The organism is Sphingobium algorifonticola (genome assembly GCF_004005485.1).
Taxonomy (GTDB): domain Bacteria; phylum Pseudomonadota; class Alphaproteobacteria; order Sphingomonadales; family Sphingomonadaceae; genus Sphingobium; species Sphingobium algorifonticola.
The window spans coordinates 855709-869432 of sequence record NZ_RZUL01000002.1; the positions used below are offsets into that span (position 1 = coordinate 855709).

The 13724-nt window shown below is 58.4% G+C and carries 14 protein-coding genes; 10 read left to right on the plus strand and 4 right to left on the minus strand.

Annotated elements, in window-relative coordinates; translation table 11 throughout:
* Positions 1-10: 10 nt before the first annotated feature.
* From ENE74_RS09125 to ENE74_RS18215, 3 genes are all read right to left on the minus strand, one after another.
* Positions 11-2470 carry a TonB-dependent receptor gene (locus ENE74_RS09125; protein WP_127690522.1) on the minus strand — a complete coding sequence of 820 codons (2460 nt, stop codon included), beginning with the start codon at positions 2468-2470 and terminating at the stop codon, positions 11-13.
* Between the two features lie 86 nt (positions 2471-2556).
* The gene (locus ENE74_RS09130; protein ID WP_127690523.1) at positions 2557-3567 is read right to left on the minus strand and encodes an aromatic ring-hydroxylating oxygenase subunit alpha; all 1011 of its coding nucleotides are present in this window, start codon (positions 3565-3567) and stop codon (positions 2557-2559) included.
* A gap of 29 nt (positions 3568-3596) precedes the next feature.
* On the minus strand, positions 3597-3986 hold the full coding sequence (locus tag ENE74_RS18215) for a GlcG/HbpS family heme-binding protein (protein ID WP_241241927.1): 390 nt from the start codon (positions 3984-3986) through the stop codon (positions 3597-3599).
* Positions 3987-4101: 115 nt separating this feature from the next.
* Between ENE74_RS18215 and ENE74_RS09140 the strand changes: the two genes are divergently transcribed.
* Positions 4102-5073 carry a helix-turn-helix transcriptional regulator gene (locus ENE74_RS09140; RefSeq protein ID WP_127690525.1) on the plus strand — a complete coding sequence of 324 codons (972 nt, stop codon included), beginning with the start codon at positions 4102-4104 and terminating at the stop codon, positions 5071-5073.
* 46 nt (positions 5074-5119) lie between these two features.
* Here the strand turns inward: ENE74_RS09140 and ENE74_RS09145 are convergent, their stop codons facing one another.
* Positions 5120-5800: a hypothetical protein gene (locus ENE74_RS09145; RefSeq protein WP_164847428.1), complete on the minus strand. Its 681-nt coding sequence runs from the start codon at positions 5798-5800 to the stop codon at positions 5120-5122.
* A 138-nt stretch (positions 5801-5938) separates the two neighbouring features.
* Here ENE74_RS09145 and ENE74_RS09150 point away from each other — a divergent pair, with 138 nt between their 5' ends.
* The 9 genes from ENE74_RS09150 to ENE74_RS09190 form a co-directional block, all read left to right on the plus strand.
* Positions 5939-6370 (plus strand): GlcG/HbpS family heme-binding protein, encoded by a 432-nt coding sequence (locus ENE74_RS09150; RefSeq protein ID WP_127690527.1) that lies wholly within the window; start codon positions 5939-5941, stop codon positions 6368-6370.
* The gene (locus ENE74_RS09155; RefSeq protein ID WP_127690528.1) at positions 6367-7431 is read left to right on the plus strand and encodes an amidohydrolase family protein; all 1065 of its coding nucleotides are present in this window, start codon (positions 6367-6369) and stop codon (positions 7429-7431) included. Before ENE74_RS09150 ends, ENE74_RS09155 begins: the two co-directional genes overlap by 4 nt.
* Positions 7428-7793 carry a metal-sulfur cluster assembly factor gene (locus tag ENE74_RS09160; protein ID WP_127690529.1) on the plus strand — a complete coding sequence of 122 codons (366 nt, stop codon included), beginning with the start codon at positions 7428-7430 and terminating at the stop codon, positions 7791-7793. The genes ENE74_RS09155 and ENE74_RS09160 overlap by 4 nt, the downstream gene beginning before the upstream one ends.
* Complete coding sequence (locus ENE74_RS09165; RefSeq protein WP_127690530.1) at positions 7790-8929, plus strand: acyl-CoA dehydrogenase family protein; 1140 nt, start codon at positions 7790-7792, stop codon at positions 8927-8929. The genes ENE74_RS09160 and ENE74_RS09165 overlap by 4 nt, the downstream gene beginning before the upstream one ends.
* A 6-nt stretch (positions 8930-8935) precedes the next feature.
* A complete protein-coding gene (locus ENE74_RS09170; protein ID WP_127690531.1) occupies positions 8936-9691 on the plus strand; it encodes an SDR family NAD(P)-dependent oxidoreductase in 756 nt (251 codons plus the stop codon).
* Positions 9692-9737: 46 nt separating this feature from the next.
* Positions 9738-10475, plus strand: a complete 738-nt coding sequence (locus ENE74_RS09175; protein WP_127690532.1) for a GntR family transcriptional regulator — start codon at positions 9738-9740, stop codon at positions 10473-10475.
* A gap of 161 nt (positions 10476-10636) precedes the next feature.
* Positions 10637-11575, plus strand: coding sequence for a TonB-dependent receptor (locus tag ENE74_RS09180; RefSeq protein ID WP_127690533.1), 939 nt, complete (start codon positions 10637-10639; stop codon positions 11573-11575).
* A 112-nt stretch (positions 11576-11687) separates the two neighbouring features.
* A complete protein-coding gene (gene istA / locus ENE74_RS09185; RefSeq protein WP_063977055.1) occupies positions 11688-13202 on the plus strand; it encodes an IS21 family transposase in 1515 nt (504 codons plus the stop codon).
* The coding region (locus ENE74_RS09190; protein WP_127690534.1) for an ATP-binding protein at positions 13189-13724 on the plus strand (536 nt) is incomplete at its 3' end. The genes istA and ENE74_RS09190, both read left to right, overlap by 14 nt.

Below are 13724 nucleotides of genomic sequence, written 5' to 3' on the forward strand. Positions count from 1 at the left end.
GCCCGATGCATCAGAAGTCCCATTTCAGCGACACACCGAATTCACGTCCACGCGCGACATAAGCAACGGACTGGCCGCCGCCGGTCCGGAACAGCGAGTTGAAATAGACTTCATCGGTCAGATTGCGACCGTAGACCGCAATCGAATAGCGATCGCCGATGGTAAGCGCGAGGCGGCCATTGAGCAGTCCATAGCTGTCCTCAACAGTGTCCGGATTGTTCGCTGCATCATGAAATTGCTTGCCGACATAGACATATTCGATGCGCGCTAGAACATCACCCACGCCGTCGATAGGCTGCGTTACTTGACCGCTGGCCGTGAAGTTCCATTTCGGCGCCTTTTTCAGCGTGTTACCATCGGCGACGCCGGTAGCCGCCGCCACCGCCGCATCGATCTCGGTAATGCGGGAATTGGTGTAACCGCCCGCAAGCCCAAGTTCGATAGCAGGAATCGGCTTTGCCAATATTTCCAGTTCCGCGCCGTACACACGTGCGCGTCCTGCATTGACCAAATTGATGAGCAGGCCCTGCGCGGGGTCCTGAACGACCGATTGCAACTGGAGATCACGGTAGATGCTGTAGAAGCCGGCGACGTTCACGCGCAATCGGTTGTCGGCGGTCTGCGTCTTCAGCCCGACTTCGAACTGGTTGACGGTTTCCGGGTCGACCGATGCCACCCCTTGCGTATTCGTGGCACGGCCGTTGAACGTACCGCTCTTGAAACCACGTGCATAAGATGCATAGCCCATGATCTTGGGCGTGAAACGATATTCCGCGCCAAAGCGAGGAGATAGGTCGGTCCAGCTGTCTTTGGCAGAGCTTGGTGCAACGGCATAATAAGGCGTGCCCAGTGACGCGCTGACCCCCAGACGTTGCTGAAAATAATCGAAGAACTTTTTCTCATATGTCAATCGCAGCCCTGCGGTGAAACTGAGCTTCTCGGTTGCCTGGAACGTGCCCTGTCCAAATGCCGCAAAGTTGCGCACTCTCACGGTCTGATCGACCAACAGTTCGTTATCGAGGGTCGTATTGGCGATATTGTTCGTGCAGCCAAACCCCGATCCGTAGGAGAAAAACGGTGTGCCCGGGATGGGAGTGCGCGCCGCCAGGGCGCAGGGCGTAACCGTTTGCCCTACGAGCACCGGCGAGCTGTTCAACGACGCATATAGTCCCGGCGTGATATTGACTGTATTGAGGTCGGACGATTTTTCGTTGAAGTAGTAAAGTCCCAGAACCGCATTCAAACGATCCAGATCAAGGATGGCCTGTACTTCCTGGCTGAATTGACGCTGCCGGAAATCATCGTCGGTCGATGCGATATTGACCGACGCTCCGTCATTGTCGCTCTGAAACTGGGCATTGAGCTTGCGGAACGCCGTGATCGATTTGAAGCTCAGGCTGTCGCTGACAGCCCAGTCCACAGTGCTGGAAACGCCCCATATTTCTGCATCATCCTGACTTGGTGCGGTGGCACCCGAATCATAAGGATCAGTCAACGGCCGCAGTTCCGCATTGGTGAAGGGATTTCCCGACGGACCACCGACAAATCCGTTGTAGAGCGCGATGATCGAAGAATTGCCAACGTTCGGAATATTCGTACCTGCCTGCGTCGAACAGACACCCAGCGTGCCGTCCGCGCAAACGAGGCCGTACACCGCGACAGGATTGTTGTTCTGGCGTTGCTGATACCAGTCACCCGAGAGCGTTACCGTTACGGCGTCGCTGGCTTCCCACAGCAGCTTGCCGCGGATCAGGCCATAATCTTCATTGCCGAACTCGGTGCCGTCTGTCGTGCTTTCACCATAGCCGTCGCGTTTACGGTACGTGCCTGACACGCGGGCTGCGACAGTGTCTCCCAACGGCAGGTTAAGCGCGGCATTGACGCCGATCATGTCGTAATTTCCGACATTCAGCTCGATATTGCCTTTGACGACGCCGAGTTCCGGATCGGCAGTGCGAATGTTCAATGCGCCGCCGATGGTATTGCGGCCGAACAACGTGCCCTGCGGGCCACGCAGCACTTCAACTTGGCTGAGATCAGCAGCCTTCAGCAACCCGCCTACCGAGCGACCAAGATACACGCCATCCACATAGACACCCACACCAGGGTCGGCAGTTGGCAAAAAGTCGTCCTGGCCGATGCCACGAATGAATATCTGTGTGTTGTTGCCGCCCGCGGCGTTGCCCCCGGCCTGCAAATTGACATTCGGGGCCTGCGTCGCAATCGCACGGATGTCGAACGCAGAGTTGCGAGCCAGAACCTCAGGTCCGAAAGCGGTGACCGCAACGGGAGTCGTTTGCAAATTTTCCGAAACGCGCCGCGCGGTCACAATGATATCGGCAAGTCCGGATTGCTCGGTTTCGGCAGCCGCATCGCTCGCCTGCACCTCATCTGCGCCACTTGCCAGCGCGATAGCAGGGTTAACTGCGCCAGACAGAAGTGCGGCAATAATCCAGGTACGTCTCGTCATGACTTCATCCCTCCCAGGCTACTCTATTACCGAGTATTATTTTTGGTATACCAAAATGGAATACTATTTGCAATATCGAGTGTTGTTTACACCGCGATCAGATCTGCCGCAGGATGATGTCGCGGGTAGAGCCGGGCAAATCGCAGATACATCGCAAGATATTTGTCCGATTCCGCCATGCGATCGTGCCGGAAACTCATGCTGTCATGCACCGGTGCGTCTTCGGCAATGAGCCGGTCGCCAAAATCAATCATGATCTGGATAAGCTGCTCAGCCATTTGAGCGTCGCCCGGTGCATCCGTTGGCTTCACTGTCGAGTCTATGTTGAAAATGCGCGCTCTGTTCCCGGGCAATGGACAACCTACGGACATCTGGAATGTCTTTCGGCCCATCGTCACCCCTTCGAGAGCGATCGAGTTGGTGCCCCATGCGCGGATGGTCTGACGTACGGTGCCAATACCGGGTATTTTCATGTTTTGCGAATAGGTCATGCCCCGATCGGTAATCTCGAGATCTTCAAGATCGCCAATCAGTTCCACACCGTGAACTACCTTCAGGTGCTGAAAGTCCATCGAATTCGAAAAGACCATGTAACTGTCGATGTTCATGTCTTTGACATGGTGCGCCTTCAGCAGGAGAGTGTCCTCCGGTGCGGAAAAATGCGGAAGCTCGACATCTGGCTCATCGCCATTGAAAGCCCAGATCAGACCCAGACTTTCGCGCGTGGGGAAGTCGAACAACGTCGCGTCGCGCGGCGGCGTGTCGCCCGCCGCGATCTTGATGCACTGGCCCTTGCCGTCATAGGACCAGTGATGAAACGCGCAGCGTATATGCTCTCCAACCACCTCGCCGACCTTGAGATGTGCACCAAGATGTCGGCAGAAGGCCGACTGTACATGCGGCGTACCGCTCTCGCCGCGCCATATGACGATCTGACCGTCCATGAATTCCCGCCCAATGACTTCGCCAGGCCCTACATCGGTAGAAAGGCATATCGGGAACCAACTACGATCGAAGCCGCCGACACCCTGAGGCGGAATCTTCAACCCGCGTGTGCGCGGGGCGGGGGACGCATCACTTTTCGCCAGCGTGGCCATGGAATCTTCTCCAACTTATGTTTGAATGTTCAGGCTGCCGCGAACTCGGCTATCGCTCGGTCCTGAAGATAGTAGCCGCCGGCTATGCCCAGAGCGCCAATCACCCTTTCCCCGTCCTTCAGCGGGATGCCGCCCGGCAAAAGATTGATGCTTTGATCCCCGAGGACAACGATCTTGGCCAGCGGATCGCGCGATACCGCGTCGACGACCTCATGGGTGGGCTGTCCAAAAGTGGCCGACGCCAAGGCTTTCTTTCGAGCGACTTCGATATTCACATGGCCAACGCCATCCATGCGGGACATTGAAACAATATGTCCTGCGACATCCGTGACCACAGCGACGATTGGTACATTCTGAGCCGTCGCTGCATCTATGGCTTTCGCAATGACGGCGGTGGCAGCGTTCAAGGTGACAGTCATCAAGTCGTCTCTCCGATCAGGGATATTTTGTAGGACGAAATTATATGGCAAAGCATTTTGAAGCCATTCACTTTCGTGCCATAATATTTCGATTCTACGCCATAAGGGTATCTCCATGCGCCGCATCATTGATCTGATCGATCCAGACGGAAATGCGCTGGCGACAGCACCTGAAAACTTGCGGCACCTGCTGAGCGGATTTGTGGTGCACGCTTTCGACAGCAACATTCCGTTCAACGTGCGGCTGACCCATTTTGGTGGCTGGGCATTCAGTTCGAGCGAAGGGGGAGGTCATCTGGACATAGAATGGAGCCCGCTTGACGACAGACCTCTCAATTATGTCATCCTTATCATGTTGGGATCGGGATTGGTCGAAGCGCCACATGCCCGACATGATCAACCGTTGCTGGCCAAGTCGCGACAAGCCGCGCTCTACAACCCTCATGCATTGCCCGATGCCCTGCATTTTGCGGGATCGCTGCGCAACACTATCGTTTTTCTGCCTGCGGACGCATTTTCTGATCTGCCGCTAGGCGTCCCGATATCGACGGACTTTGGATTGGGTGCGGTCATGAGTACCACGATCCGCGCCGTGGAGAGCCAGTCATCGTTTGGCTGGGCAGACGCAATGGTGGGCCTTCTTCCCGATCTCGCCAACATGATCCGACATGCATTTCAAACGTCTTTATCTGGTACCGCAGCGATCCGTGACAAAGAAGATGTTCGTCTGCTGCGGTTGCATGATTTTATTCATTACCATCTCGAAGACCCAAATTTGAACGCGAGACATGCGGCAAGAGCCTGTGGGTTATCATTGCGCCAATTGCACAGATTGTTCGAGCACAGCGGCTCGAGCTTTGCATCGACAGTCCGTCGGCTGCGCATGGAGAGAGCATCGGCGCTGCTGGCATCTACGCCTTCGTCGGTCACGGTGGCTGATGTAGCTGTAGCAACCGGATTTGCCGATTCGGCCTATTTCGCGACCGCGTTTCGTCGATACATGGGAATGCCGCCGTCGCAATGGCGGCGCGAACGAGAAGCGATCGCCTGTCGGGAGAAGATGACGACTTCGCAACAACCTGAGTGACGATAGAGCAAACGCCCTATCGCGCTCGTACGGCGTTTTTTGCGTATCATGGCTGCAATCTTCTGCGTACGAGATGGAATGTCCGTACGAGGACTGTCAGAATTACGGGCAGTGCAAGCAGCAGCAGCCCGATCCATCCATCGGGCGACGCCGGCAACATGATGCCCGCCCGGTGGGCGAACCACAGAGCCCCGACATGCATCGCACATCCGGCAGTCGCGCCAAAGATGTAAAGCCGGGTCGGCATCGACGTTGTGCCCAGGATGATGGCGAGAACGATACGCAACCACCAGGGACCGGGCGGGGGCAGGAAATGGATGAACGCCGCAATCAGATGTCCATTGCGGACAAGAAATGGCTTTTGTCCGGGTTTCTGAGGGGGCAGGGGAGGGGCGCAAAATGCAATCACCTTTGCCAGCTTGCCTGGCGAAGTTGCCGTTGCCGATGATGCAGCACCTGCGGCGGGCATTATTCGCGCGGCGAACCTCCCGAGCGACCGTCCCAGCAAGAAGCAGAGGATGGTAGCTGCAGTCATGCCGAGCGAGAGTGCGATGATAAAGATGGGGCCCTTCTCAGCGCGAACGGCGTCGCCAAAAGCGGCACCGTCGATAAAGCCGACAATACCATAGCGGAATGCGTCAGACAGCGTACCGGATTGAATGGCTGGGCCGCGATGCCAGAGGTAAAGACCAATTATTGCCAACAAAGCGAACAATCCCGTCAGCAACCTAGTTGCTGATCCCGCAGACCGTGATTGCGCGATCGTCTCTCTGTGCATGCGAATCCCCTCAACACCGGATAATTGACACCATTATCGTAACGGTATACCATATTGGTATTCTAAAGTGAAATATGGAGCGAACTGATGGGGGAGCGCAACGTTCATGCGGCCGAGGTGCTGATTGCAGCAGCGGCAGCCGTCTCGCGCGAACTGGCGCATGATGTGGCCATCGTCTGCGTCGATCGAGGAGGGCATGTGCTGGCATCGCGTCGTACCGACAATACGGGATATCCCGCAATGGAAGCGGCAAGGCGCAAGGCGGCCACATCGGCAGTGATGGGTGTGCCAACCGCGATGGTTGCAGGGCTGGTAAGCCAGGATCCGCTGGCAGCGGCAGCATTGTCTTCATCGCCCGACATGCTCGCTGTTCCAGGTGGTGCGCCGCTGGTCGTCGATGCCGTGACTGTTGGGGGCATCGGCATCGCCGGGGCGCATTACAGTGAGGACGAAACCATACTTCAGGCCGCGCTGTCGCGTGTGTCGGAGCAGACCCGCGATGCCGGAGAATCCGTATGATCGATGGTGTCTTTGTTGTCGACGCGGCGGTGCACGGTTTCAACTTCACATCCGATAATCTTCGTGCGCCCTTCATGCCCGAAATCGTTCGCATGCTCTATCATTTTGGGTTCGACACTTTGCACCCGCTAGGTGATGCCCGTTACCGTTTGACATTCGAACAATTTCAGAACCTGTTCACGCTACAGCCGGAACTGATGCAGCGGGTTCTTTTCGCTGAAAGCCATATCGATATGGCCTGTTACCACGGGGTGCCGATGTACGGCCTTTTCGGTGACGGTTCTTCACCAATCTGGATCGGCGAACAAATTGCGGCACAATTTCCGCATCGGATGCAGATCTATGCCGATTTAAGCCCGACGCACCCCGATCCGGTCGGCTGGATAGACAGCGTCGCCGGGCGGCCCAATGTTCTGGGCGTCAAATTCTATCCCGTTGACCTTGTCGAAGGCAAGATTGTCACGGTCCAGCTGGATGACGATAAAGCCGTTATGCCGCTCATCGAACGTTGTCGGACGAAGGGTATACGCACAATTGCGGTTCACAAGGCCGTGCCGCTCGGGCCGATCGGGCGTGAGCATTATCATGTGCGGGACATGGCGCCCGCGATCGCGGCCTTCCCCGATCTGCAATTCGAAATCGTTCACGGTGGATTTGCCTTTGCGGAAGAAACCGCAGCCTTGCTCGACAAATATGACAACGTCTGGATCAACCTCGAAAGCACACCGTGTTACGCCGTGAACAATGCGGACAAGTTTGCCGACATAATCGAACCGCTGATCGCTACGGGCAAGCATGAGCGCATCATGTTCGCGACCGGTGCCACCGGCATGCATCCACAGCCTTTCGTCGAGGCTTTCTGGCGGCTTGAGATGCCGCGCGGATATTCAAAGCTGAGCGATGAAATGAAGGCAGGCATCTTGGGGCGTAATTTCTGCACGCTTCACGGGATCGATGTCGAGGCCGCGCGGACGTCTTGTTCGGCTGATATCTATGGCATCGACGGCAAGTTGGATGCGCCTTGGACGATGGTTCGCGAACTGGAGCAAGCCGCAGCATGATTACCCGCGCAGATGTACGCGAAGCCCTGAACACGATCATCGATCCGTGCAGCATTCGGGCCGGAATGCCAGCCAGTATCGGCGAAATGGGTCTGATCCATGCCATCTCCATCACCGAAACGGCCGACGGTGCGCATGTGGCAATTGTACTGGGCGTTACTGATCCCACTTGCCTGATGGCGGCGGTATTCGTGGCCGAGGCGCATCAGCGGATCGGTGCGTTGGAAGGTGTGGCGCATGTCGAGGTCACCCTGGATCATACTGTTCTTTGGACTCCCGATCGTCTCGATCCCGCTTATTCCCGGCGGCTGAAAAGCCATCGTGCATCAGAAGCCGGCAAAGACGCGGTGATGGCACGATGAGCAACGATGCCGTGACACGGATCGTGGCCCGTGCCGATGAAATCAGCCGGTTGGGGGCGCAGGGAGAGGAGTTGCGTCGCCTGCCGGGCGAGCTGGTCACACTCATGCGGAACGAGGGTCTGTTCTCTATTCTGACACCGCGGGCTTATGGCGGTCTGGAGTACGATCTTGCAACCGCTGTAGACGTGATTGAAGCAGTGGCAAAGGCGGATGCGGCGGCGGGGTGGTGCCTGTTAAAAGTTGCGACGACGAACCAGTTGTCGGCCTATATCGATCCGGAGGTTGCCGCCGCAATCTGGACTGGGCCGCACATCGCAAGTGCGGGGAGCCTCAATCCGCGCGGACGCGCTGTTCGTGCCGATGGCGGCTGGCATGTATCGGGGCGCTGGGACTGGGGCACGGCGACAGGATTTTCCGACTGGATCGTCGGCGGAGCGATGCTTTTCGAGCAGGGTGCCGATGTCCCGCTGACGGGACCGATGGGACCGCAGACCCGGTTGTTCCTGCTCCCCTCCAGCGTCGTGCAATTTATCGATACATGGCATGTGCATGGCATGCGTGGCACGGGCAGTCAGGATTTTGCGGTCGACAATGTGTTCGTTCCCGATCGGCATGCCATTGACATGACGACTTTGGCGCCGCGTCAGGTCGGCCCGCTGTACGATGCTTTGCCATATATGGCGATGATGATGGTTCCCCATGCGCCTGTCGCTACTGGCATTGCCCTTGCCTGTATCGAAGCATTCAGTGCGTTATCTGTAAGCAAGACGCCGCTCATGTCGAAAGGCGTATTAGCTGACAAGGCCATGGCGCAAGATGCTTTGGGTCGTGCAGTGGCAGAGGTTGAGGCAAGCAGGGCATATTTAAAAAGTGCGATAGCTCGTATTGGCGACGCACCGGGGCCATCGGTTGCGACGGCGCTGCATCTGGCAGCGACACATGCTACGCATAGTTGCGTAAGCGCGGTCGATCGACTTTACGCGGCAGCTGGGGGGACGGCGGTGTTTGAAGCGTCGCCTATCCAGCGGCACTTCCGTGATATTCACGTGGCAGCATCGCACTTCCTGGTTAATGCCGAAAAATATGCTGCGGCCGGGCGCGTGACACTGGGGCTGAGCCCTTCGATGCTGCGCTGATCGATCATGAGGGGGTTACAGGATAAGGTCATCTTGGTGACGGGGGCCGCCAGCGGGATCGGCGCTGCCATCGCGCGTCGCCTCGCAGAAGAGGGTTCGACCATCATTGTAACCGATCGCGACGGAAACGGAGCGGAGAACGTTGCAAGCAGTCTCGACGGCGTTGCATTTGAACATGACGTCGCCAGCGAGGCATCCTGGGAGAGCATTATGCAGGATGTTCTCGCACGCTTTGGCCGACTTGACGGGCTGGTCAACAACGCCGGCATTGGCGGGCAAACCATTTCGCTCGTGGAATCGACACTCGCTGAATGGCAGGATGTTTTCGCTGTCAATGCTGTCGGCGTTTATCTGGGTACGCGCTTCGCCATGTGCGCCATGCAGGATGGCCCAGGGGGAGGCATTGTGAACATCGCGTCGCTCGGCGCACTTCAGGGTAGCGCCGGTCATGCCGCCTATTGCGCATCCAAGGCTGCGGTGGTCAGCCTGTCGCGCACCGCAGCTCTTGAAGGTTCACGGAGTGACGCAAAGATCCGGGTCAATGCCGTGTGTCCTGGCTTCGTCGATACCCCCGCGGCAAACTCTATGGTGGATAGAACATTCGGCGATAGCCCAGCTGCCCTCGCGCGCTTTCATGATGCATTGCCGCTCGGCCCAGGCCAACCCCAGGATGTTGCTGCCATCACCGCGTTTCTTCTGTCCGATGATGCCCGCTGGATCACCGGTGCAACATATGTTGTGGATGGTGGTATGAGCAGCTAGTCTGCTGTCCGCCTTCATCCATACAGGACTTTCCGGACATAATGATATGAGTTGGTCTGCCACGCCGCATGGGCCTCCGGTCGAACTTGGTAAGGCGCAGGAAGCGTATAATCACTTGCGTGAAGCCATCCTTACATTCGAGTTGCGGGGCGGGCAGCCGGTATCCGAACGCATGCTGGGCGACGAGGTCGGCAGTTCCCGGACCAGCGTGCGTGCGGCACTGGCTAGGCTGGAGGCGGACGGATTGATCCGTCGGCGCGGGCGCAGCTACGAGGTTACGTCCATCGATCCGCAAGAGATAGGCCAAGCTCATGAATTGCTCCTGGCGATTGAACCGGCGGCGCTTCTGCTGGCGCAAGACGATGGATTGCGAGAGAAACTCGATGCGATGCAGGGCATTGTGGATCGTGTGGTTGCCGATCCTGCACTGGAAACTTATTCGCAGGCCGTACTGGATTATCATTCCGCACTTGTTCGACTGTCGGGCAACGATTTTTTCGCCCGCGCGTCTGACGATGCGCAGACGCGGTTGGTCAGAGCTGCCTGGTTGACCCGGTGGCTTGATCCTGCGGCCCGCCTGGACTGGGCGCCACAGAACAAGATTATAAAATTGATGCGCCGAAACGAACGCAAGGAAGCCGCGAAGATATTGTCAAAACTGCTGCGTGATTCGCAGCGTCATATGACGAGTCTGGTTATACAATATCGGCAGGGTTTGCTCGCGCATGGCGTAGCCGTGGACAAGGTGAGATCACGTGCTGCTGCGGCAAACGATGGACAATAGCAGGCCTTCATCGACCACTACGCTTGCGCCGCTCCATCGCCGATTGTTGATCTCGTCCTGACTTTTCCCGCTGCAAATGCATCTTGATGGCCCACTACCATCTTGACGATCTTGTTAGTTAGTGTGTAATCACTTACTAACAAGATCGGGGAGAGGATAAGATGGCTGTATTCAGGCAGGTCGCTGGCCAACCCAGCAAAGACTACCATAAAAGACTGTTGCGCGTGTTAAACGGGACCACTGTGGCGCTGCTTTTGACGGGCATGTCGGAACGCGCCCATGGACAAGCCGCAGACAGCGCGGATCGGGCGTTGCAGCAGCAGGACATCGTCGTAACGGCGCAAAAGCGGACGGAGCGGCTGCAGGATGTTCCTTTAGCTCTGACGGTCGTCACCAGTGCCACGTTGGCCGACCGTGGAATAACCCGTTTTGATGAACTGGGTCGATTGGTGCCGAGCCTGTCGTTCGATCCCGGCGCGACACCAAATGAAAACAGCTTTTCTCTGCGTGGTATTTCCGCTGCCGCTGTCGGACAGGGTCAGCAATCGAGCGTTGGTGTTTATGTTGATGGCGTCTACCTGACGGGCCGCAGCGCACTCAATCTCGATTTGTTTGACGTTGAACGCATTGAAGTATTGAGAGGTCCGCAAGGGACCCTGTTTGGACGCAATACGGTCGCTGGTGCTCTTTCGATCGTTTCGCGTCGCCCCGCAGAGTCTGTCACCGGCGCTGTCGAGATTGAGTACGGAAGCTATGATTTGCAGCGGATTCGCGGCAGCGTCGGCGGTCGTGTTGGCGATGGCCCATTCTATGTTCAGACTGCCGTCAGTCATGTTGCGCGCGATGGCTATGTAAAGAACCTTGCGGATGGGTCGCGTCTTCAAGGCGGGAGCAGCATCGCCAATCGTACGTACCTTGGTTATCGTCCGGAAGACGGTGCTCTGACAGTCGAAATCGTCGGCGACTACACCCATGAGGAAAATCAGTCGGGCCTTCTGAGCGACCGCCCGTTTGATCGTCGCGTCTCGATTGATGCGCCCAATCGGGATGAGCGAACGGTCTATGGATTGTCGGCAACAGCAACATTTGATCTTGGTTGAGGATCAGCGTGCAATAGGCACCCCCTTCGTGGGGTGATCGGCGTGCAAAAAGGACCCCTTCATCCCGGGGATTTAGTTGGCCGACTGGTTTTGATCAGTTGGCGAGAACGGGATGTTGATCGTGGAGACAGTGGTTCGGATTCGGCGTGAGCATGCAGCGGGTAAGGCGATCAAGGCGATCGCTCGTGACCTTCGTTTGTCGCGGAAGGTCGTCCGCAAAGCGATCCGGTCGCCGGAGGCGGCGTTCAACTATCAGCGCAAAGTCCAGCCGCTGCCGCGGATCGGTCCTTATCAGGATCGTCTCGATGCGCTGCTTGAGGAGAACGAAGGTCGCGGCCGTCGCGATCGGCTACGGATGACGCGTATCCATGACCTGCTGGTGCGCGAGGGGTTCGATGGATCCTATGATGCGGTGCGCCGCTATGCGGCGCGCTGGCGTGCTGCGCGGCGGAAGGATGCTGGCGAAGGCGCACCGGCGTTCATCCCGATGACCTTCCAGCCGGGTGAGGCCTACCAGTTCGACTGGAGCCACGAGGATGTGGAGATCGCCGGCAAGCCGATGCGGGTGAAGGTGGCGCATATGCGTCTCTGCGCCTCGCGCGCACCCTATGTCCGGGCCTATCCGCGCGAGGGCCAGGAGATGCTGTTCGATGCCCATGCCCGGGCGTTCGCGTTCTTTGGCGGTGTGCCGCGACGCGGTATCTACGATAATATGAAGACGGCGGTGACGGCCGTGTTCACCGGCAAGGAGCGTGTGTTCAACCGCCGCTTCTTGATCATGACCGATCATTACATGGTCGAGCCGACCGCCTGCTCGCCGGCGGCGGGATGGGAGAAGGGCCAGGTCGAGCAGCAGGTCCAGACGATCCGAGGCCGCTTCTTCCAGCCGCGGCTCCGGTTCGCCAGCCTGGCCGAGCTCAACGGGTGGCTGGAGGCCGAGTGCCGGCGCTGGGCCGAGCATCATGCCCATCCCGAACGCGGGGATATTACCGTCGCCGAGGCGCTGGATATGGAGCGACCGGCCCTGCAGCCGATCCTGGCACCGTTCGACGGCTTCCATGAGAGCGAGCATGCCGTCACCGGCACATGCCTCATCAGCTTCGATCGCAACCGCTACTCGGTCATGTCGACGGCCGCACGCCGGACCGTTCAGGTGCGCTCCTATGCCGATCGCATCGTCATACGCTGCGGCGATGCGATCGTCGGGGAGCATGAGCGCCACTTCGGTCGGAACCGCACGATATACGATCCCTGGCATTATCTGCCGGTCCTCGCGCACAAGCCCGGCGCGCTGCGTAACGGCGCACCGTTCCAGGACTGGGATCTGCCGCCCGCCCTGCACCGATTACGGCGAAGGCTCGGCACCGGGGACGAGGCCGATCGCAGGTTCGTGCGGGTCCTCTCGGCGGTCCTCACCGATGGCCTGGAGCCGGTAGAGGCTGCCGTGCGCGAAGCGTTGGCGAACGGAACGGCCAGCGACGAGCTGATCCTCAACATCCTCTCCCGGCGCCGCGAGCCGGCGACACCCCACAGCATCGTCACTTCGGAAGACCGGATGCTGCAGCATCCTCCGCTCGCCGACTGTGCCCGCTATGATCTGCTGCGAGGCTATGATGCAGCGGCATGATATGATCGACACGATGCGCGGCCTCGGACTCAAGGGCATGGCGGCGGCGTTCGACGAGGCGGTCACTACCGGCCTCCAGCGCAAGCGCACCACCATGGAGATACTGACCGACCTGCTCCGTGCCGAGGCGACCCACCGGGATGCAGCCTCCATCCGCTATCGGATGACGGCTGCGAGGCTGCCCGTGGTGAAGGACCTGGAGCGGTTCAGCTTCGAGGGCACACCGATCAATGAGGAGATGATCCGCTCCCTTCACGACGGCTCCTTCCTCCCGCCTCGCCGCAATATCGTGCTGGTCGGCGGCACGGGGACAGGCAAGACCCACCTCGCCATCGCGATCACCGCCAATGTCGTGCGAAGGGGCGCTCGCGCCCGCTACTTCAACACCGTCGATCTGGTGACACGCCTCGAAGAGGAGACCCGGATCGGCAAAGGCGGGACCCTGGCGGCGCAGCTGTCGCGGCTCGACCTGATCGTGCTTGACGAGCTCGGTTATCTGCCGTTCGCCCGCTCGGGAGGGCA

What these genes read in the sequence shown, in the direction of transcription:
- ENE74_RS09130 (WP_127690523.1), bottom strand. Translation starts at nt 3,567, where the DNA reads ATGGCCACGCTGGCGAAAAGTGATGCGTCCCCCGCCCCGCGCACACGC.
- ENE74_RS09170 (WP_127690531.1), top strand. Translation starts at nt 8,936, where the DNA reads ATGAGGGGGTTACAGGATAAGGTCATCTTGGTGACGGGGGCCGCCAGC.
- ENE74_RS18215 (WP_241241927.1), bottom strand. Translation starts at nt 3,986, where the DNA reads ATGACTGTCACCTTGAACGCTGCCACCGCCGTCATTGCGAAAGCCATA.
- ENE74_RS09180 (WP_127690533.1), top strand. Translation starts at nt 10,637, where the DNA reads ATGGCTGTATTCAGGCAGGTCGCTGGCCAACCCAGCAAAGACTACCAT.
- ENE74_RS09165 (WP_127690530.1), top strand. Translation starts at nt 7,790, where the DNA reads ATGAGCAACGATGCCGTGACACGGATCGTGGCCCGTGCCGATGAAATC.
- istA (WP_063977055.1), top strand. Translation starts at nt 11,688, where the DNA reads ATGTTGATCGTGGAGACAGTGGTTCGGATTCGGCGTGAGCATGCAGCG.
- ENE74_RS09160 (WP_127690529.1), top strand. Translation starts at nt 7,428, where the DNA reads ATGATTACCCGCGCAGATGTACGCGAAGCCCTGAACACGATCATCGAT.
- ENE74_RS09125 (WP_127690522.1), bottom strand. Translation starts at nt 2,470, where the DNA reads ATGACGAGACGTACCTGGATTATTGCCGCACTTCTGTCTGGCGCAGTT.
- ENE74_RS09140 (WP_127690525.1), top strand. Translation starts at nt 4,102, where the DNA reads ATGCGCCGCATCATTGATCTGATCGATCCAGACGGAAATGCGCTGGCG.
- ENE74_RS09175 (WP_127690532.1), top strand. Translation starts at nt 9,738, where the DNA reads ATGAGTTGGTCTGCCACGCCGCATGGGCCTCCGGTCGAACTTGGTAAG.
- ENE74_RS09155 (WP_127690528.1), top strand. Translation starts at nt 6,367, where the DNA reads ATGATCGATGGTGTCTTTGTTGTCGACGCGGCGGTGCACGGTTTCAAC.
- ENE74_RS09150 (WP_127690527.1), top strand. Translation starts at nt 5,939, where the DNA reads ATGGGGGAGCGCAACGTTCATGCGGCCGAGGTGCTGATTGCAGCAGCG.